This is a genomic window from Clostridium oceanicum (assembly GCF_039521385.1).
GTDB lineage: Bacteria > Bacillota > Clostridia > Clostridiales > Clostridiaceae > Clostridium_F > Clostridium_F oceanicum.
The window spans coordinates 47,368-68,668 of the sequence record NZ_BAAACG010000013.1 but is presented as its reverse complement, the minus strand read 5'-3'; the positions used below and the strand labels follow the sequence as shown (position 1 = coordinate 68,668).

Annotated in this window: 16 protein-coding genes and 1 pseudogene; 2 read left to right on the top strand and 15 right to left on the bottom strand. The window is 25.2% G+C overall.

The window, feature by feature from the left end:
* Nucleotides 1-37: 37 nt before the first annotated feature.
* The 3 genes from ABDZ71_RS14295 to ABDZ71_RS14285 form a co-directional block, all read right to left on the bottom strand.
* A complete protein-coding gene (locus tag ABDZ71_RS14295; protein WP_343762563.1) occupies nucleotides 38-274 on the bottom strand; it encodes a Veg family protein in 237 nt (78 codons plus the stop codon).
* Between the two features lie 182 nt (nucleotides 275-456).
* A complete protein-coding gene (yabG, locus tag ABDZ71_RS14290; RefSeq protein WP_343762561.1) occupies nucleotides 457-1,368 on the bottom strand; it encodes a sporulation peptidase YabG in 912 nt (303 codons plus the stop codon).
* Nucleotides 1,369-1,489: 121 nt separating this feature from the next.
* Complete coding sequence (locus ABDZ71_RS14285; RefSeq protein WP_343762559.1) at nucleotides 1,490-2,494, bottom strand: CotS family spore coat protein; 1,005 nt, start codon at nucleotides 2,492-2,494, stop codon at nucleotides 1,490-1,492.
* A gap of 116 nt (nucleotides 2,495-2,610) precedes the next feature.
* Between ABDZ71_RS14285 and ABDZ71_RS14280 the strand changes: the two genes are divergently transcribed.
* Nucleotides 2,611-3,720 (top strand): glycosyltransferase family 4 protein, encoded by a 1,110-nt coding sequence (locus tag ABDZ71_RS14280; RefSeq protein WP_343762557.1) that lies wholly within the window; start codon nucleotides 2,611-2,613, stop codon nucleotides 3,718-3,720.
* 108 nt (nucleotides 3,721-3,828) lie between these two features.
* Here the strand turns inward: ABDZ71_RS14280 and ABDZ71_RS14275 are convergent, their stop codons facing one another.
* Genes ABDZ71_RS14275 through ABDZ71_RS14260 form a run of 4 tightly spaced genes read right to left on the bottom strand, consistent with a single transcriptional unit; the run spans nucleotide 3,829 to nucleotide 6,859 of the window.
* Complete coding sequence (locus ABDZ71_RS14275; RefSeq protein WP_343762556.1) at nucleotides 3,829-4,845, bottom strand: CotS family spore coat protein; 1,017 nt, start codon at nucleotides 4,843-4,845, stop codon at nucleotides 3,829-3,831.
* Nucleotides 4,846-4,857: 12 nt separating this feature from the next.
* The gene (locus tag ABDZ71_RS14270) at nucleotides 4,858-5,622 is read right to left on the bottom strand and encodes a spore coat protein CotS (protein WP_343762555.1); all 765 of its coding nucleotides are present in this window, start codon (nucleotides 5,620-5,622) and stop codon (nucleotides 4,858-4,860) included.
* A 26-nt stretch (nucleotides 5,623-5,648) separates the two neighbouring features.
* Nucleotides 5,649-5,843: a hypothetical protein gene (locus tag ABDZ71_RS14265; RefSeq protein WP_343762554.1), complete on the bottom strand. Its 195-nt coding sequence runs from the start codon at nucleotides 5,841-5,843 to the stop codon at nucleotides 5,649-5,651.
* Between the two features lie 11 nt (nucleotides 5,844-5,854).
* A complete protein-coding gene (locus ABDZ71_RS14260; RefSeq protein WP_343762551.1) occupies nucleotides 5,855-6,859 on the bottom strand; it encodes a CotS family spore coat protein in 1,005 nt (334 codons plus the stop codon).
* Nucleotides 6,860-7,016: 157 nt separating this feature from the next.
* Here ABDZ71_RS14260 and ABDZ71_RS14255 point away from each other — a divergent pair, with 157 nt between their 5' ends.
* A complete protein-coding gene (locus ABDZ71_RS14255) occupies nucleotides 7,017-8,135 on the top strand; it encodes a glycosyltransferase family 4 protein (protein WP_343762549.1) in 1,119 nt (372 codons plus the stop codon).
* Nucleotides 8,136-8,284: 149 nt separating this feature from the next.
* Here ABDZ71_RS14255 and ABDZ71_RS14250 read toward each other — a convergent pair whose 3' ends face one another.
* From ABDZ71_RS14250 to ABDZ71_RS14215, 8 genes and pseudogenes are all read right to left on the bottom strand, one after another.
* The gene (locus ABDZ71_RS14250; RefSeq protein WP_343762546.1) at nucleotides 8,285-9,553 is read right to left on the bottom strand and encodes an ABC transporter substrate-binding protein; all 1,269 of its coding nucleotides are present in this window, start codon (nucleotides 9,551-9,553) and stop codon (nucleotides 8,285-8,287) included.
* Between the two features lie 209 nt (nucleotides 9,554-9,762).
* Nucleotides 9,763-11,148 (bottom strand): radical SAM protein, encoded by a 1,386-nt coding sequence (locus ABDZ71_RS14245; RefSeq protein WP_343762543.1) that lies wholly within the window; start codon nucleotides 11,146-11,148, stop codon nucleotides 9,763-9,765.
* Between the two features lie 203 nt (nucleotides 11,149-11,351).
* Complete coding sequence (gene larB / locus ABDZ71_RS14240) at nucleotides 11,352-12,098, bottom strand: nickel pincer cofactor biosynthesis protein LarB (protein ID WP_343762541.1); 747 nt, start codon at nucleotides 12,096-12,098, stop codon at nucleotides 11,352-11,354.
* A 40-nt stretch (nucleotides 12,099-12,138) separates the two neighbouring features.
* The gene (larE, locus tag ABDZ71_RS14235) at nucleotides 12,139-12,939 is read right to left on the bottom strand and encodes an ATP-dependent sacrificial sulfur transferase LarE (RefSeq protein WP_343762538.1); all 801 of its coding nucleotides are present in this window, start codon (nucleotides 12,937-12,939) and stop codon (nucleotides 12,139-12,141) included.
* Between the two features lie 13 nt (nucleotides 12,940-12,952).
* Nucleotides 12,953-14,310: pseudogene (gene larC, locus ABDZ71_RS14230) on the bottom strand (nickel pincer cofactor biosynthesis protein LarC).
* A 211-nt stretch (nucleotides 14,311-14,521) separates the two neighbouring features.
* Nucleotides 14,522-15,589 (bottom strand): mannose-1-phosphate guanylyltransferase, encoded by a 1,068-nt coding sequence (locus ABDZ71_RS14225; protein WP_343762536.1) that lies wholly within the window; start codon nucleotides 15,587-15,589, stop codon nucleotides 14,522-14,524.
* Between the two features lie 82 nt (nucleotides 15,590-15,671).
* Nucleotides 15,672-19,745 carry an AAA domain-containing protein gene (locus ABDZ71_RS14220; RefSeq protein WP_343762534.1) on the bottom strand — a complete coding sequence of 1,358 codons (4,074 nt, stop codon included), beginning with the start codon at nucleotides 19,743-19,745 and terminating at the stop codon, nucleotides 15,672-15,674.
* A 241-nt stretch (nucleotides 19,746-19,986) separates the two neighbouring features.
* Entirely contained in the window at nucleotides 19,987-20,988 is a 1,002-nt protein-coding gene (locus tag ABDZ71_RS14215) for a LacI family DNA-binding transcriptional regulator (RefSeq protein WP_343762532.1), read from the bottom strand.
* Nucleotides 20,989-21,301: the final 313 nt, after the last annotated feature.

The window sequence follows — 21,301 nt, the reverse complement described above, 5'->3', positions numbered from 1 at the left end:
TTATAAATAAAAAAAAATTGGTACAAAAGTACCAAGTTTATAATACAAAATCTAATTGAACAGTTTTAGTTAATACATCTGAATAGCTATAAGTGACTTTCCTTTGGGTGTCATCTTCTAATCTAATAACGAAAATACTAGGATAAGCCTTTTCAATTGTACCTTTATTTACAAAAGTTTTTCTTCTGCCACCGTTAGCTTTTAAAGTAACTTTATCTCCTACATGGCTTTCAATATCCTTTTTTATGCTAGCAAGCACATTTCTTGTTCCCACTATCAACACCCTCTTTCTACATTATATATTATACCCAATTTTTTTATAATTGTCAACCAAACTTTTTATTTTATCAGCTTAAGAACTGCTTGTCAATATTAATTTTTTGTAAATAAATATATTTTACCTAATATTTATTATGATTAGTTAGTTTTCCCTTTTAATAGCTTATATATGCATAATTATATATATTGAGATTTAGGAAACCCTTCTCTATATTTACCTCTAGTTTGAAGTCCTCCTATCCCCTTCAATCCTGTTATTGTATTTTCAGTAGCATCCTTTATAGATACGACTTTTTCAATGTTACTATAAGCTATTTTTTCGCATAAAAATACAGGGTCTAAGCAATGTATAAGTATTCTTCCTGGAGAACTTGCAAAATTTGCTCCTGCATCTAATATAGCTTCATAACAAGATTGACATGCTCCTGCAAATATTACTAATTCATCATAACTTTTCTCATAATCTCTAAGAATACTTACAGTTTTAACAAAATACTTAGAGTTTCTATAATTATTTATATCAGTATAATTTTCAGTTTCCCTTAAGACCGCATCATGACCTGTTATAACTACTATATCTGGCTTAATTTCTTTAACTAAATCTATTATTTTTTCTGGTTGTTCTTTTTCCATTACATTCTTTCCTATAACATCTAAACCAAGTTGCTTATATACCTTTATACAAGTATCTAAGTACTCTGAGTCTCCATCTACGTGGAGTATCTTACCTGGCCTTCCAAAATATAAATCATTGTCCTTAGCATGGATATCAGACCTATACATCTTTTTTAGCTTTTTTTTTACATTTTTTCTTTTATCATTTGATTTTTCTTTTTCATAACCTTCTTTTCTATAACTTAATATGTTTTTAATTGAATCATTAACTTTTTTAGTAAATACTTCTTCATCTTTAGTAACTGTATTAGTGCTAACCTTCTTTAAGTCACTTGAAGGAGAATCCGCAATAATTCTAACATTTACACCTTTTAAAGTGTATATATTTCCATTAGTACCTTCCTTTATATCTATTATCTTAAATGTAATATCTTTTTTATATGATTTTCTTACAACTATATCTCCTATTTCCATAAAATTCATCTCCACATAATAAATCATGATATATATTATGAAATTATTATGGGATTTGTGATATAAAAGCAAAAATCAGACATACAAAACATTTATAAGTTTCATATGTCTAAATTATATACTATTCCTTTTGTGAATATAATTTTTTAAATTCATTAATAAAATTAACATACTTTTCTTGTTCAGAAATCAATTCCTCCATTTTATTGTTAAAAGTATTAGATGGCCAAGTTACCTCGTTATAATAATATCTATTGCATAATCTCCAAAATCTTTGAGGAAATAATAAAAATGCAAATAATGTTTCATACTCATCTTCATCTAATGGATATATTCCATTATATGAGTTAAGTATTATTTCAGCATAATCTATATTCCAATCTACCCTTTTTAAGACTTTTATCATAAAATTAGATAAATCATAACTTCTTATTTCTCTTTTACAATAATCAAAATCTATAACATTAACATCATTTTTTTTATCAATTATTATATTATGATAAGTATAATCATGGTGGCAAAAACTTTTTTCTTCTTCTGCCTTACCGCAAATTTCAAGATACTTAGATTTATTTAAAACATTCATTGCTCTTTTCCCAAAGTCTTTAAAAAATTCTATATTTTTTATATAATTTAAGTCAAAATCTGTTTTATTATTTCTTTTCCTTACCATATCCCTCATCTTATCAAAAGACCTAACTCTTTTTTTCATTAAATGAGGCCATCTTCCAAGATCCGTTTTTAATTTACTATTCTCTGGAGGCTCATATCCTTTAGAAGATATATGAAGATAAGCTAAAGCTCTAGACGCTATTATAAGATCTTCCTTATCTTTAAAGTTACATTCTCTCCCTTGAATCCACTCAGATAAAGTATATATGTCTTCATTTACAAGGGCATATGGATTTCCTTCTAAATTCAAAGAATACTTATCTACATAATTGAATCCGTTTTGCATTAAATGTTCTTTTGCTCCATATACAAATAATAATTTTTGTACTCCATAATCAATCTTTTTTAAACATTTCTCCCCTTTATTGGTTTTCAAATAGTAAACTCCTCTATATGGTTTTAGCTTTTCAATTTTAATATTAAATTGTCTTTCAATCTCGAATTCTCTCATCATAGTTAATCACCCCTATATAATCTATATGTCCATCTAATTAATTTTAGAAGGTTTTTAACACTTTAAATCTACTTTTAATATAATGAATTATAATAACTTAGAAAGGATTATTTCCTATGAAAATTGGTATTGATGGAAGGCCCGCTTATTTTTATAGAGGCACCGGTATAGGAACTTATACCTATCAATTAATAAATTCTTTAAACAAAGTAGATTCTAAGAATAACTATGTGATTTTCACTCCAGAAAAAGAGTCATCTAATATGAATTTAAGTAAAAATATAAAAGAAAATACCATAAATAATTTTTGGGATGAAGTTAACATACCTAACATACTAAAAGATAGTAATATAGATATATATCATGTACCTCAAAATGGAGTAGGATTACCAGAAGAAAAAACTTGTCCTTTTACTATAACCTTACATGATGTAATACCTTATAGAATGCCTGAAACTGTAAGTGATAGATATATGAAAATATTCTCTGAAAAAATTCCTAAAATAGTTTCTATGACAGATGGAATAATTACTGTTTCCGAGTTTTCTAAAAAAGATATAATAAAATCCTTTGGCTATCCTGAAGATAAAATATATGTATCTTATTTATCTAATGAAGATATATATAAACCTTTAAAAAAAGATATCTGTAAAAATATAATAAAAAAGAAATATAAAATAGAAAAAGATTTTATATTTTATGTAGGTGGATTTAGCCTTAGAAAGAATATTCCTGGATTAATAAAAGCTTTTAGTAAATTAATAACTTTATATGATAAAGAAATCTCTCTAGTTATAGGAGGAAAAACTGGACCTCTTTGTGAAGAATATAAAAAATTAGCAGAAAAATTAAACATAAAAGCTAAAGTAATTTTCCCTGGGTTTATTCCTTTAAATGATATGCCCTATTTCTATAACGGAGCTAATTTATTTGTATACCCTTCTTTTTACGAAGGATTTGGACTTCCTCCAGTAGAAGCCATGGCTTGTGGAACCCCAGTTATAGCATCAAATACTACTTGTATACCGGAAATTGTTCAAGATGGAGCTAAACTAGTAAATCCTTATGATATTAATGATTTATGTGACTCTATTTTACAAGTTCTTTTAGATAAAAAATTCAGTGAAAAATTAAGAATATCCGGTCTTAAAAGAGCATCTAATCTTAGTTGGAGAAGATGTGCTAGAGAAACTTTATCTGCTTATGAAAAAATAATAAATTGTTAAATTATTTTCTTATATTAAAAATCTGTAGTAATTTTACAGATTTTTTTATTAGTTTAAGAGCTATAAAAAAAATTATTGAGAATTTTTATCCCAATAATCCTACATAAATTAAATTATATTATCTTTAAAATACTTTAAAAATTCTTTTCTATCTTCTTTATATCCACATTTTTTTATAAGCTTATTTAAAAAAGCTCTCTCATCCCAATCTTTACATTTAGTATAATAATTTTTAGATATACTATAAAAATCTTCTGGGAAAGTTAATATAGCATATAAAACTTTTAATTCCTCTCTATCAATAGTATTTTCTTTAGAGTAAGAGTTTAATATATTTTCAGTTTTTTCTATATCAAAGGCTGAATTTTTTATAGCCTTAGTTATAAAATTGCATAAATCATGGGATTTTAAATCTAATATAGAATAATCAAAATCTATAAAATAAGCCTCTTCATCTTTTATTAATATATTATGATGAGCTAAGTCATGATGACAAATTACGTTTTTATTTCTTTCTTTAGACAGTTTATAATAATTACTATTTTTAAGTAAATTTATACTTTCATTTATTTGATCTATATAATAATCCACTTCTTTTAAAAAAATATTATCAAATTCATTTTTTGTTTCATGAATATTGGCTATATTTTTAAAAAACTCCATTTCTTCTTTTTTAACTTCAAATTTATCTATAAGCTTTCCTCTATTATCTCTCTTATCTATATCACATTTAAAACCTACAGAAGCTTTATGAAAATTTGCAATTCCTTTAGAAGCTATTTTTAAATCTATAGGATTATCAAAATCACACTCTCTTCCTCTTATAAGATCTATAATGCAATAAACTTCCCCTTTATACATAGTATATATGTTTCCATCTCTACACCTTGCAAATTTCATTGTTCTATTAAAATTTTTATTTAAATAACTTATCATATTATCTATAAATTTAAGCTCTTCTAAAGAATAATCTAATTTTTTAAAAATTTTTTCTCCTTTGTCTGTACTAATCATAAAAACACTTCTTATTGGACAAACATCTCTTACATGAAAATCAAACCTATCAAATATATCTAAAGATAAGTTATATCTTTTTAAATAAGTTTTATCTAATCTATCACTCACTTTATCACTCCTTTAAATGAGAATAGCTTTATCTTCATCCATAGCTTTCTTAAATTTTATTATATATTTATCTTCATCCCAATTTTTTTTATCTTCTATATACCTATTACAACACTTAATTACAGAATAAGGATATGAAACAAAGCTTAATATAAACTCATTACTTTTTTCTGTTAACCCTTCAAATTCACAAAACTTAGATGACAGCTTTTTCATATTTAAATTTAAGTTTTTTTTCTTTAACTTATAAAGGAAATCTATACAATCAAATTCAACCATATTATAACAACAACTACTAAAATCTTTTATTTCTATAGATTCATTTTTTGTTAAGTTATCAAAATATATATTTCCTAAACATACTTCTGTTTTTTTCATACTTCTATAAATTAAATTTATATAATTATCATTGCATATTTTCTTTAAACAAAAATCTGATAACTTTATATATTTTTCTATTTCTTTTAAAAAAATTTCTTCAAATCTATTTCTACAACCTATACTTTTAATTTTATTTAATAGTCTTTTTACTCTTTTAAGCTCTACTTTATATTTTTCAACCATTTTACCAGTTTTATTTTCTAAATCTGATACTACATAATTTTCATAACCAGATGCTAATTTGTGAAATAAACTAATATTATATAATTGATCTATTACTAAATCTTCTGTAATATGTTTTAATTTTTTTTTATCATATTTTATATTAGTTACAATTTTTATATTCTTACCTTTTAAGTAAGAATTAAAAGAATTATTAGATGTGATTAAATTCATCTATATACTTTCACCTCCAATAAGACCTACCTATATTTCTTTTTTATTTTTTTTAACATTTCTTTTTCTTCTTCTTTTAGTTTTTTTATTTTCTTTTTTCTTTTTTTAATCTCTTTTAATTTTTTTACTGATTCTTTCAATTCCTTCAATTCTTTTTCATAAGAGGTTACATTTTTAAGATCTAATTCATTTTCATCTTTATTTTTATCCCTTTGACCCATAGTATCCCCCCTTAATATTTAAAGCTTCTAAAATCACCTACAAATTCTTGTCTATCTTCTATATCTTTTTCTATCTTTTTTAACTTATTAATAAAAAACTCTTTACTCCAAGGTTGTTGTTCCCAATAATATTGAATTCCTATTTGCCAATAATCCTGAGGGAATTCTATAAATGAAGCCATTATAGGTAAATCTCTCTCATCAATTGTTTCTTCTTTACTATAAGAATTTAATATAGTTTTACAAATATCTATATCCCACTTACCATTTTTCATCACTCTAATCATTAAACTAGAAAGATCATGAAGTTTACTATCTAATATACAATAATCAAAATCTATTATATTAACTCCACCGCTTTTATCTATTAAAACATTATGATGAGCAAAATCATGATGGCAAAATCCTTTTAATTTTATCTCTTCGCTCATTTTATTAAAATATTCTGTTTTTAATAAACTATTTATAGAATCTCTTGCTATATTTATTTCTTCCTCCATTACCTCTAAATATAATTTATCAAATTCATCCATCTTATACTTTTTAAAAATCCTATCTTTAAAATCTAAGATTTCCTTTATTCTAGTATTAAAAGTATTTGGCCATTTAAACCAACCAATTCTAGGATTCATATCTTTAGTTAAGTAAAATCCTTTACTTTTTTTATGAAGCTGTCCTAATTCACAGGCTGCTGTAGCAATATCTACGGGGTTATTATAATTGCACTCTCTTGAGTTAATCCAAGGTGTCATATATGCATAATTATTTTCTATTTTTATATAATCTTTATTATTTTTAGTCTGTATTATTTCAGGAATTTTATTAAATCCATTATGTTGAAGATGCTTAATACAATTTAATATAAATAAAAAATGATTAAAATCATATTTTATAACTTTAAGACAATATGAAATATGTCCATTATCTATTTTATATACATTTTTTATTTTTTTTATGTTGTTAAATTCTATATGGTAATTGTCCTTAATCACTTCCTCTACAAGATTTACATGCAAAGTTATTCCCCCATTTAAATTAATCTATATGTATTATATGTAGATTATTACAGGTTGGTGATAAAATGACACATTTTTAGTAAAGTATAATAATATAATTACAGTAATGATATTTATACATCTTATTTTTAATTTATATAATGAGGTGGTTATTAAAATGAAAATTTCTATAGATGGACGTGGAATTAATTGGTACAAAGGAACTGGAATAGGAACTTATACTGAAAAAATATTAAAACACATGATAAATAAGTATAGTGAGGATTTTTTTAATATTTATTGGTCTGGAGATAATTATCAGTCTTTTAAAAAAGAAAATACTAGAATAATAATGACTTCTAAAAGATATAGTAGATTTTTTGAACAATATTTTTTCCCACATGATTTAAACATAGAGAATCCTGATATATACCATGTTCCTCAAAATGGTATTGGTCTTTCTGAATATATACATTGTAAAAAAATATCAACTATTCATGACTTGATACCTTATATAATGCCTGAAACAGTAGGTAAAGGATATTTATATAAATTTTTAAGAGATATGCCTAAAATAATAAATTTATCTGATTCTATAATAACTGTATCTAATCAATCAAAAAAAGATATAATCAAGTTTTTTAACGTTGATAAAGATAAAATATTTTCTATTCCTTTAGCTGCAGATGAAAAATATAAACCTTTAGATAAAGAACATTGCAAAAATACAGCAAAAAATAAATATAATATAACTAAGCCATATATACTATATCTTGGTGGTTTTAGTGCTAGAAAAAATGTTAAATCACTAATACTTGCTTTTTCTAAAATATATAATAAGTTAAATAAAGAATATCAGTTAGTAATAGTTGGATCTAAGAAAGATAGGGCTCCTTACCTTGAAAAATTAACTAGTACCTTTAAAATAAAATCTAATATTATATTTACAGGATTTGTACCTGAAGATGATTTACCTATTTTATATAATGGATCTGATGCATTTGTATATCCATCACTTTATGAAGGATTTGGTCTTCCTCTTTTAGAAGCTATGAGTTGCGCTACTCCTATAATTACATCTAACGTATCCTCAATTCCTGAGGTAGTTTCTGATAGTGCACTTTTAATTGATCCTTCTAATTTAGATGATTTATCTAACTCTATAGAAAAATTAATTAATAATTCAGCTTTACAAAAAACTTTAAGTGAAAAAGGATATGCTAGATCCAAACTTTTTTCTTGGGAAAAAACTGCTTCTTCAACCTTTGAAGTATATAAAAAATTATCTCTAATATAATAAAGAGTCAAAATTAGATTTCTAATTTTGACTCTTTAATATTTATAAACTTATCCTAACCTTCTTTGTCAAATAAGCCCCCTTAAATTTAATCCCCTAAAAAATATTATATAATATTTTTTTAGATATGTAAACGTTTCTAAGACTTTTTAATTTACAACTTTTTCTATAATTTCTTTCATATGTTTTAATTTTACATCTATATCATTACTATTGACTACTTCTTTAATAAAGGTTGCTACAATTTTATCTATCTGATTAAAATTCTCTGTATAATTTACTATTGGTATATCTTTGCTTATCTTCTCAAAAAACTTCCATAGCTTTAAATTATCAAAAGCTTCAATAGACTTAGAAAAATTACTACAATCATAGACTGGAGTATATGATGGAAATACACCATATTTTTCAAAAGAAGTTTTTAAATTTTTTTTATTTAATGTTATATATTTAGCTAATTTAACGCTTAAGTCATTATCATTTTTACTATCTTCAGAATCTATAATAACTAAAGAAGTTCCTCCTAATGTAGCAGAATTTTTCCCTCCATTTTCAAAAGCAGGTAATCTCATAACTCCCCAATTATTATTTTTTTCTTTACTTTTTTTTATATAATCTGCTACAGATATATCTCCTATTACAGTTGCTACATTTTGATTTTTATTAAAATCAAAATAACCTCCTGTTTGAATTATTTTAAAGTTATACATATTTTTTATAATTTCCATAGATTTTTTACTATTTATATCATTTATACTTAACATTCCTTCTTTATTAAAATAGCTGCTTTCTTTTTCATTCAACAATATTTTAAACATGTCTTCATCACTATTTACATAAAGCATCTTAGTTTTATTATCACTTTTATTTAATATTGTTTTACCTACATTTATAAAGTCATTCCAAGTTTTTATATCTAAAGGATTTATATTATACTTCTCAAATACATCTTTTCTATAATATAAAGCTACTGGTTTTACACTATAGGGAACAGCTAAAATATTATTATTTATATTAACAATATTTTTTTTATACTTTAAAAACTTATCCATATAAGAATTAAACTTATCATTTAAATTTAATACATCTCTATAATATTTAAATGTAAACTCTCTTAATCTATTATCATCTAAACATATTATGTTAGGAAACTCTTTCTGATCTTTTATTTTACCAAAATCTTTAATAACTTCTGAAGATTTTTTCTTAACAAATTTTACAGTTACATTTGGGTAACTCTTATTAAACTCTTTTACCGCTTCATACATTGACTGATTATATGTAGGATCTCCCCATATAATTAAATTTTCCTTAATATAAGATTTATAATTTTTATTTGAACCTTTACAGGAAGCAAACATAACTAATACTGTAGAAAGTATCATTAATACTCCTATTATCTTCTTTACACTTTTCATTTTTTACTCCTTTATATAAATATAAAAATCATCATTATATTAATAATGATATATCATACAACTACCTTAATCAATTAAAAGTAAATATAATCCTTTAATATATTTATACTATACACAAATTAAAGCTATTAATTTAGAGTTTTTACTCTACTAAATTAATAGCTTTAACTTATAAAACCAATATTATATTTTAATTATGTTAATACATACTAACCTTTAGACATTCCATAATTTCCTTTTCCATCAAAATCCTTTTCCCAAGCTTTATCTGCTACAGGTTTAAAATCCTCTGCAAGCTTGTCTAAATTGTTTTTGAATTCCTCATCATGAAGCATTTTTTCTGCTCCCTTATCCGTAGGTTTTACATTTACTTTATCTGCTACTTCCCTTATTACATTAGGATTATCTATCATCATACATGGTCTTAATAGATTTTTATCATAAGGTTGTCTGTTTATTAATTCTTTAAAGAAAGGTCCTTTAAATACATCAACAAGGTTTTTACCACCTTTTAAATTATCTGTTGCAAAATGAGCAAATATACAAGGCTCTACATCTTCTTTAGAATTTATATGGCAATAATACTTACCTGCTATACAACCTCCAACATATGGAGCATCGTTAAAGAAATCTATTGCAAAATAAGGCTTAGTCTTTCTTATTTTTCTAATAGATTCACCTAAATGAACTCTTTGATCTGGAGTAAGCATTAAATTAAAATCTGGATCTTCTCCTACTGGCATAAATATAAAATACCAACTCATTTTAGCACCTTTTTCTATTAACATATCAATAAATTCTTCAGATACTACAGTATCTATGTTATTTCTTCCAGTAGCTGTAGATACTCCAAATAATACTCCTCTTTCTTTAAGCAAGTCCATTCCATGCATAACTTTATTAAATACGCCTTTTCCTCTTCTTGCATCTGTCTCTTTTTCAAAACCTTCTAATGAAAACATAGGTATTATATTTCCTAAATCCTGAATTTTATCAGCTAATTTTTCATCAAATAATGTTCCATTAGTAAATGGAGTAAATATACAATCATTATATTTTTCATATATATCAATCATATACTCGTTAAAGAAAGGTTCTCCACCTAAAACTATAAAATAATATACACCTAAATCTCTTGCCTCACCGATAATCCTATCTACTTCTTCAAAAGGTATATCATCCTCTTTGCTATAGTTAGCTGCATAACAACCTGTACACCTTAAATTACATCTCATTGATGGGCTTATAAGAATAACAAAGGGCACCTTTGTATCATCTTTTTCCATTATTTTAGCTCTTTTAGGCATACCATACCATGCTGCATTAGCAAAAAAGTTTGTAAAGAATTTTTGCATACAATTTTTATTTGTAGTTTTAAAAATATTTTGTACAAATTCATGAATAGCGGGGTTATTATTGTATTCATCTTCTACTACCTTTACTCTTGCTACATTTTCTTCATCCTTGCTGATAGTCTTTTTAATCATAGCAAACAATCTATCTATATTCTTTTCGGGGTTTTTATTTAACAAATCAGCTGCACTTTTTACCAATCTGTCTTTAGCAGACTTTTCTAACATTTGTACTACTTTCATTTATAACTCCTCCCGGTAAAATATAATAAATAATATATAATGAACCTTATTTACATTATATTCTTATTAGATTAATTGTCAATATATACCTAATATGGTTTACAAAGTATTTATCTGTATATTAATCTTAAATTTCCCATGATATATGTTTATTAAAAAAATGTTTTTTTATGCTAACAATAACTAAAAAAAACAGGCTTAAATTAAAGCCTGTTTATCATACTCCCTAAATACCCTGCTCCAAATCCATTGTCTATATTTACTACACTAACACCACTTGCACAACTATTAAGCATGGATAAAAGAGCTGAAAGTCCGCTAAAATTAGCTCCATATCCTACACTTGTTGGTACTGCTATAACTGGTTTATCTACAAGTCCCCCTACAACACTAGCAAGGGCGCCTTCCATTCCTGCAACAACAATTATTACTTTAGCACCTCTTATAAGATCTAATTTATCTAACAATCTATGTATTCCTGCAACACCTACATCATAAATTTTTTCTACTTTATTACCAAATATTTCAGCAGTAACTGCTGCTTCTTCTGATACTGGTATATCAGAAGTTCCTGCAGTAACTACAGCTATATATGAATCTTTAGGTTTAAAAGTCTTTTTCTTAACAATAATAGTTTTTGCAAGTTCATTATACTCAGCGTTACTACATATTTTTTTAACTTCTTTAAACATTTCTTTTGAAGCTCTTGTTGCTAATATATTATTTTCTTTAGTATCCATGAATTCTACAATGCCTTTAACTTGATCAATAGTCTTTCCTGCACAATAAATAACTTCTGGAAATCCTACTCTCATTTCTCTATGATTATCAATTTTAGCATATCCTAAATCTTTGAAAGGTAAATCTTCTAACATATTAGTTGCTTTTTCTACAGAAATTTTCTTATCTCTAACTTCATTAAGTAATTCTTTTAAGTTTTCTGTATCCATTCTATCACCTCTTGTCTATATACATATTTAAGCAGTTAAATTATTTTTGTTTTATTTCTTGATTTAAACTTCCCATCTTATACCCTTGTAAATCTAAAGTAACATATTTAAATCCTAATTCTTTTAACTTTAAATATATTTGGTCTAAAATATCTTCATTAAGTAATCTTTTTCTATCTTTTCTTGGAACTTCTATACGAGCTAAGTTTTTATGACTTCTAACTCTTACTGCTCTAAACCCTAAATTCATTAAATATTTTTCTGATTTCTCTATTCTTTCTAAGTCTTCAATATTTATAGTTTGATTATAAGGTATCCTTGATAAAAGACAAGCATATGCTGGTTTATCCCAAGTATTTAAACCTAATTCTTTAGAATATCTTCTAATATCTTCTTTTGTTATAGAATTTTCTAAAAGAGGGCTTTTTATATGGAGTTCTTTTAAAGCCACTAACCCTGGCCTATAATCTTTTATATCATCTGCATTAGTTCCATCTATTACATAATTTATATTTTTTTCTTTAGCAATTTCTTTTATCTTTTTAAATATACCTTTCTTACATAAATAACATCTGTTTTCTGGATTATCTTTTATTTCATCTATTATAGGCACTTCTAAAAAATAACTTTCAATTCCTAACTCTTCTATAAGTTCTTTTGCTTCTTTTACTTCCCATTTAGGTATATAAGGGGATACTACTGTTACGGATATAACATTTTTACCTAAGGCTTCTTTACATGCTTTTAAAAGAAATGTACTATCTACTCCTCCTGAAAAAGCTAAAACTACACTTTTTAAATCTTTTAAACTATTTATGAGATTCAAATATTTTTTTTCCATTTTACTACCTCTCTTATTCATTACTTCTTATATTTTTATAAACTTCATTATAAACTTCATTCATAAATATATTTTTATCTAAAGCAATATTTTTGCAGTCTTCATATTCAGGTTTACTTTTTATAATTTCACCATCATAATAAGCATTTTTAACTCTAACTTCTCCATATTTAGTTTGAATTTTTTGTATTTTCCTCTCTAGCATAACCTTATCAACACTATATTTTCTAATTCCTAATGTGGTAGTTTCTTTTAATATACATTCTTCTATCTTCTTTAATTTTTCACTTGAAGATAAAACTGTTAATTTTATAGCTGGCCTACTTTTTTTCATTATTATAGGAGTAAAATAAACATCTGAAGCTCCTAATTCAAATAATTTATTCATCATGTATCCATATAATTCAGGGTTCATATCATCTATATTGCATTCTAATATTTTAGGTTTTTTATCTTCTTTTAGTTTACTATTTTTTTTTTATCTTCTGCTAAAAATACCCTTAATACATTAGGTACATCACCTATATCTTTTCCACCTACTCCATAACCAGTTTTCAAAATATTAAATTTTTTAATATCTGTAAATTCATTTACCATAGTAGCTAATATTGCAGCTCCTGTTGGAGTAGTAGCCTCAAAAGGAACTGTTCCTGATATTATAGGAATATTATTTAAAATCTCTGTAGTTGCTGGAGCAGGTACTGGCATTGTTCCATGAGCACATTTAACAAATCCTGATCCTAGCTCTACTGTAGAACTTAAAATCTTATCTACATTTAAAAAATCTAAGCATATTGCAGCTCCAACTATATCAACTATAGAATCTGTAGCCCCTACTTCATGAAAATGTACTTCATTTAGAGGTTTATTATGTACTTTTCCTTCTGCTTTAGCCACTTTTAAAAATATATCTTTACTTATTTTCTTTACATTATCATTTAATTCACTGTTATCTATTATATTATTTATGTCTTGTAAGTTTCTATGACTGTGATGGTGACTATGACTATGAGTATTCTCACAGTTATCACTATGTCCATGACAATGCTCATGACAATCTGTGTTATGGTGGTTATCATCATGTACATGAGAATGTTCATGGGTATGTACTTCTTCATTATGATGATCTTCGAAATTATGTTTATGACTGTGATTACACTCTTCAATATTGTTTAATAATACATCTACTTTAGTACCATATATTCCTTTTCTATCATCAGTAGTTACTTTTATATCATATTCATCGCTTACTTTTAACTTTGAAAGTTCTTTTATTAAATAATCCTTATCTACACCTAAATCTATAAGTGCTCCTAAATTCATATCTCCACTTATTCCTGAAAAACATTCGTAATATAAAATTTTACTCATATTATTATCTCCTTTTTAAATCTTTACATATATTATAAAATACAGTTTTTAGCTAAATATTTTCATTTATAAATTATATTTATATTAATTCTAACATATAATGATAAAATTTTTAATAATCAAATAAAGGCATATTGTTGTATGAAAAAATTTATATAACAATATTTTTTTAATTTTAATAAAAAAATATAAGTCTGCATAAACTGCAAACTTATATATATTTTCTAAAATCTTCTTTGTTTTTTAGCTCTGATACTAAATGCTTTATATCTTGATCTTTGTTTTTGTCCATTATAAGTATTACATCTCCACCATCTACTACTACTAAATCTTTTAACCCAAATCCTAATATTAATTTTTCTTTTCCAAATACACAGCAGTTCTCACTATCTTTAAGATAGCTATTTCCTACAACATTATTAGTGTTGTATTCTTTTAAAAATCTAGATAGTGCTGTGAAACTTCCTATATCATCCCATTTAAAATCACATTTAATAACATACCCTTTTCTCGTCTTTTGCATTATTCCAAAATCAACAGATATTCCTTCTATAATATCATATTCTTCTCTTATAATATCTTCTTCTTCTAAGGTTCCTACTTTTTCATATATATTAATCATGCTTTTGTACATTATTGGAAGATATTTTTCCATTTCCCTTAAGAACACATCGGCTCTCCATACAAACATTCCACTGTTCCATAAATAATTACCTTTTAATAATAAATCTCTTGCTACCTCTGCATTAGGTTTTTCTAGAAATCTTTCTATTTTATAGGTGGAAACTTGACTATTTATCTTCCTTCCCATTTTTATATAACCATAACCAGTCTCTGGTCTTGTTGGCTGTACTCCTATAGTTACTAAACCTCTTCTTCTTTGAGCCACCTTTAAAGATTGTTTTAATGTATCTATAAATACTTTTTCATTCTCTATATAATGATCAGAAGGTAATACTATCATAGTAGCATCTTTATCTTTTTTTAATAATTTAACCGCAGATAGTCCTATACATGTAGCAGTATCTTTATTTTGTGGCTCTATAAATATATTATCTTTATTAATTTCTGGTAACTCTTCTTGTATTTTGGGAGCATAATCACTATTAGCAACAATATATATATTCTCTATATTTACTAAAGGTTTAATTCTATCTATAGTCATTCTTAAAAAGCTCTTATTCTTTATAACTTTTAAGAATTGTTTTGGGTTTTCAGATCTTGATAATGGATAAAGTCTTGTTCCTCTTCCACCTGCAAGTATTAAAGCATATAACACAAAATCCTCTCCAAATAAACAATGCTATATTTTTATAGTATGTACAAAATATAGCATTGGTGAGAAATATTTAGTTTTTACTTTAAACTACATGAAGCCCATCTTTTATAGATTGTCTACAATTTAAATTATCTATTCCTATATTATTTAATACGTCACATAACCTTCCTATTTCTTTATCAGGATCTCTATAGAATTCACAACCTCTTATCTTATAAAAATGCCATCCTAATTTACTCATACTTATTTGGAATTTTAATAAATCCTCTAAAGTATTATATTTTAATAAATTTCCATCATCACATATTATTCCTACTCTTGTTCTATCTCCTTCTATTACAAAATCTATTTTATGCTTTCCTATTTTGATTTGAGGTTTTATACAATATCCTAATTTTTTTATCAATCCATATACATCTCTTTGTAATTTAGATTGAGCTACATATTCTATGCTTGGCAAGTTAGTTTTATAGTTTTTATAGTTCTTACAATAATTTAATAATTTATATCTTACACAGTTAGAACTTAAACTTTCTATATCTACAGAATAAAATATAAACATTTGATTTCTTGCCCTACTAGAGGCAACATTAAATCTTCTTATATCAGATTCCTTAGTTAAAGCTGTATATTTAACATTATCTGCTACAACCATAGATAAAAACATAATGTCTCTCTCATCACCTTGGAAAGAATAAGCATCACCACATATTAATCTTCTATTTATAAGCTCTTCCTCTGTAAGTGATTCTCTTAATAAATCCTCTATATATTGACTTTGAGTTTCTCCAAGTAAAGAAATAACTCCCATAGTCATATTATTATATTTTGGATTTTTACAACATTCTATAACTCTATTTGCTATTGCCTCAGCTTCATTTACATTTAATTGTTTGGTCTTATCTCTGTACCCATCAGATACATGTATTAAGTTTATAGCAGGATTAAACATTTCATTTGACCTTACATATCTTAATGGCACAACTATATCAGAATAACATTCTTTATTGCTAAACCCTATTATTTCTGGAACAGATCTAAAATGTTCTTTTAACATTATTCTATTTGGAAATACTCTAAGGGCTGTGTCATATAAGCTTGTCTGTAAATCAAGCCACTGATTATGAGGTATATCCTTTAAATATTTATCTATAAGGTTATTAACTGTTTTTTGATCTACTCCAACATTTTCTGGACTTATTTGCTTATCGTCACCAACAATTATTGCTTTTTTTCCTCTCATTAGTGCACATATAGAAAATATATTGCTTTGACTGCTCTCATCAAATATAACTACATCAAATAAATCTCTTGATACTTTCATATTCTCTATAATTCTATTTAATGGCATAATCCAAACTGGTATAGCAGATTTACATTTTTCTAATTCTTCTTGGGCTAATTTACTATATTGCAAAGTAAATTTACCTCTTCCTTTTCCTATTCTTTTAACAGCTTGTACCCAAGAAAACAAACTTCTTTTCTCTTTTTCTGTAATATTTAATACTAAGTTATACCAAGATTTTTTAGCAACCATTTCTCTTACAAGTAAATTTTCCATATGCATTTGCTCTTTTAACTGTCTTAAAAGTTTTTTCTCATCTAAGTTATCTATAAAATTAAACAAACTATTATATTGAGCCCATTTCCATGATTTAGACCAATTTGTGAATTTACTTATATCCCTACTACTTGTTATATATTTTAAAGTCTTAGGACAACAATTTACTAATTTATCATATATACGATTCATATTTTTTATATGATCTTTAGAATCTTTTATCTTATTTATGTAAGAATATGATTCTTCTATTTTAAGTAAATTTCTTTTATCTATTGCCTCTATTAAATCTTCTAGTTCACTTACATCATCAATTTGTTTTTTCAAAATATCAATATAAGCTTTTAAGTCATTATATTCTTCAACACGCTCTATACATTTAATACTTTTTTCTAAGTAGTCATAAGTACTAGATTTATACCAATCAATATCTGGTGGTATTCTTATTTTTGCTAAAATAGAAATTATTTTATCTCTATAGTTTCTATTCCACCCTGTTATAATACTTATCTTTTTTAATATACTTTCTAATTCAATAGGATTAGTAATTTTTCTATAGTTTTTAACTCCTATATATTTAGATATAACGTTTTCCCATAATGTGTTTATTATTTTGAAAATTCTTTCTTGTTCTATATAGTCTTTCATTATTTTAGCTTCTGATAAATTTTTTATGCTTTTCCCATCTATAGTACATTCTTTAAATATATAATCATATTTATTATTAAATATCTTAAAAAGTTTAGTAATCTTACCTTTTGAACTTATACTATGATACATTTTTCTATAATCTTCTGATAAATTATCTATTTGTACATATCTAGATATTTTAACAACATGACTATCTATATTTTTTCTTATTTCTTTTATCCTTTTTATATAACTATTAAAACTTAAAACTAAGCTATTTATAGCTTCTTTAAATATATCACTGCTGTAATACAAACTTAATATAGATTTAAATACTTCATCCTTCTCTATAGTAACAATTTCTTTTTTACAACCATCTAAAAATTCCACTAAGTTATTATAATTACATCTATTTTCAGCTGGTATGTACCATCCTTTTAATTGATTATTATACTTTTCTATATTAACTTGTAATTTGTCTAATCTTTCTATATTCCTTTTTAATTCTTTAAAATCAGGCAATCTATCTACTATAGAAATTAAATTATTTATGCTTACAATGTAATTTGTATTATTATTTTTAAGTAATGATACAAACTGATTAAATTGCCTATCTGTAACTGGTTGTATATCATCATATCTTATCTCATCTTTTATCCAATCACAGTCTTTTTTATTTTCTTTAAGCATTTTTCCTATTTCTATAAGTTTATAATATTTTCCATTATCATTTATCTTTCTATTTTCTATTTCATCTATTTCTTTTAATTTACTAAGTATTTTTTTCTGTTTATTTTTACATTTAGTCATCTCTATTTCAAGTAAACTTATATCTTCTTTTAATCCTTTAGTTCCTTGACATAAATTTTTTGATATATCTTTTATAGAATTTTCAAAATCTTCTATGGACTTTTTATCGTTATCTAAAAGACTTACACATAAAGATTTAATTTGATTTGGAAGCTTATTAGAAAGAACTCTTAAAGCTTTTCCTCTCTCACTAGTTACTAAAACTCTTTTACCATGGGCTAGAAAATGACATATTAAATTAGCTATGGTTTGACTTTTCCCAGTTCCTGGAGGCCCTTGTACTACAACTCCATAATTTTCAGCTATTCTTTTTGCAACTTCCTTTTGCTCATCATTAGATGGAAGTGGAAATAGAATCTGCCTTTTTGTATTCTCCCACTGCTTGAAGTATTCCTCATCCTGGGTTAATTTCTTTTCTTCTACTATAGCTTTAACTACTTTAGGTACAGGATATCCTTTGTCTAACTCTTCTATCATAGAATTAAGCTCAAAAGTCCATAAACTAGTATTCTTCTTTCTTATTATTATAAGGGGACAATCATAAACTGAAATTTTATCTGTTACATCTATTAAATCTAAAGAGTCTGTTTGTTTGTATTGATATTCTTTTAAACATTCTATTTTGTCCATAACAGCATCTACTATAGATTTAACTTGATTTCTGTCTCTTATGTTAACTTCATGTTTCAATATATACTCTTTTAGTTTTAATAACTCATTAAATTTATCATTAGATAAAAAATCATACATACTTATTTCTAAGTTGCATTTCTTACTTGGAATTATAGAAAAAGTTTTACTACTTATATCAAACTCTACGTTTAAAGTAGTAGTTATCATAGGATGAAGTATATTAGCCTCCTTATTACAAGCTAAAATAGCTTGTCCTAATACTAATTCCCACCTATCTCCTTTTTCTTTTACATCCATATAATATTTTAATAAATCATTATAAACCTCACCTAAATCCTTAGTTATATTAATTACCCATCCTTTATCTTTAACATTACTAATACTACATTGTTTATTTTTTATAATCTCTTTTTCTGTATATACTTTTTCATAGTCTTTTACGTGAGTTATGCGTTTATCATTAATCTTTCTTACTTCTGAAAGATAACGGAATATATTTTTTATCTTTTCAGTATAATCCATATTCATACCTCCGCAAAACCAAAATATTATTATATTACTTTTCTGTTAAATTATACCATTTAATTTTACGGTCTTCAAAATAAATCGTAGAACATATTATCTTAAAAATTGATTACATTATCCTTAATTTTTATAGGTAATAAGTTTTTTGATAAAATAAAAAAAGATGTGCCACGTAACTACACATCTTTTTTTATCTTAACTACACATCTCTTTAATTTTTACCTTTTATTTTTATATTTTATTTTTTACATGAATCTCTTTCAACTATTTCATAGTCAAGAACATAATTTTGTTTTTCTAGTTCTTCTTTATTTATAGATTTTATAAGCATTCTCATACCTACTGAACCCATATCATACATAGGTTGAGCTACTGTAGTTAGTTTAGGATAGAATATGTCTGCTGAATATATATTATTAAATCCCATAACATCAATATCTTCTGGAACTTTTATTCCTTTATCTCTAAGTGCATTTATAGCTCCCATTGCGATTTCATCTGAAGCACAGAATATAGCATCTATATCTTTTTTATTTGACAAGATATTATGTATAGCGTTATATCCATCTTTAGCTTTCATTCCTCCAAAAGAAACTAATCCTTCATCAAGTTCTATATTATTTTCTTCTAAAGCCTTTTTGTATCCTTGATACCTTAATGAAGCAGCATTTGCCATATCTTCATGAGTTCCTATGTATACTATATTTTTATTGTCCTTATTTATTAAATATTGAACTCCTTCTTTGGCAGCTTTTAAGTTATCTATTGTTACACTATGAAGTTTTTTGTCTTTATCTCTTGTTTCTACTAAAACTATAGGGAATCCTAATTTGTCAATAAGTTCTAATATATTAGGCTCTAAAGAATTACTCATATATAAAACTCCATCAGCCATCTTTTCTCTTAATACTCTTAAATATTCCATTTCTTTTTCTGGATCTAAATCTGTATTACATAACATTATATTATAATTGTATATGTTAGCTACATCTTCTGCTCCACGAACTATTTCAGGATAAAACTCATTTGATATATCTGGTATTATTATACCTAATGTTCTAGATCTTTGAGTTTTTAAACTTCTAGCTACAATATTAGGTCTATATCCTAATTTGTCTATTGCATCTAAAACTTTCTTTTTAGTATCCTCATTTACCACATCTATATTATTTAGTACTCTAGACACTGTGGCTATAGATACTTGTGCCTCCTTAGCAACATCTTTAATTGATACTGGCATTATACTATCACTCCCTATTTACTATTATATTAACCATATTTTTTACAAATTAAACAATAAGTATTCCCCTACTTATATCTTAAGACACATTTAAATAAATAACTAGTCATTATAATAGTGTTTTTTGTAAACTACTTTTCCTTAAAAACTACTTATAGAAAAACTTTAGAAAATCTAAGTTACTTTATTTATCAAAATACCACTGTCATCTTTAACTTATTATTTATTTTCATATGCTTAATACAAATTATAATAAGAAATATGCATAGAATAAAGTTTTTTTATCCTATGCATATAAAAATTTTATTTTAAA